Annotated in this window: 1 protein-coding gene; it reads left to right on the top strand. The window is 66.6% G+C overall.

Annotated features, from left to right (window positions below; genetic code table 11):
- Positions 1-625 (top strand): type II and III secretion system protein family protein (locus ACLD7X_RS17865; RefSeq protein ID WP_411425034.1); only part of this gene is annotated, 625 nt, incomplete at both ends.

Raw genomic sequence — 625 nt, 5'->3', positions numbered from 1 at the left:
ACTTCATCGATCCGGCCCGGCCCGACCTTGGCTTCCGCTATACGTTCGGGCCTGGCCAGCTCTCGTCCAAGCAGCAGGCGGACGCCGCCATCAATGCGCTGGAGCGGGTGGGCGTTCTGCGCACGCTGGCCGAGCCGAACGTGACCGCTGTTTCGGGCGAAGCGGCCCGCTTCCTCGTCGGCGGCGAGTTTCCGGTCCCGATCTCCCAGGACAACGACCGGATCTCGACCGAATTCAAACCCTTCGGCGTCGGTCTCGCCTTCACCCCGGTGGTGCTGAGCGAAGGCCGGATTTCGCTGAAGGTCTCAACCGAGGTCAGCGAGCTTACCAACCAGGGCGCCTTCACCACGGGCGATCGGGTGATCCGCGACGCCGACGGCGTCAACCAGATCGTGCGCGGGCTGACGATCCCGGCGCTGTCGGTGCGCCGGGTGGAATCCACCACCGAGCTGCCGTCAGGCGGGTCCATCGTGCTGGCCGGTCTGATCCAGCAGCGCACCCGTCAGGCGATCGAGGGGCTGCCCGGGGCCAAGGACCTGCCGGTTCTGGGCAACCTGTTCCGCTCGCGCGACTTCCAGAACGATGAGACCGAACTCGTGATCATCATCACGCCCTATCTCGTGAA

The organism is Aphanothece microscopica RSMan92 (genome assembly GCF_046613545.2).
GTDB lineage: Bacteria > Cyanobacteriota > Cyanobacteriia > PCC-6307 > Cyanobiaceae > NIES-981.
This window is presented reverse-complemented; position numbering and strand designations above follow the sequence as displayed.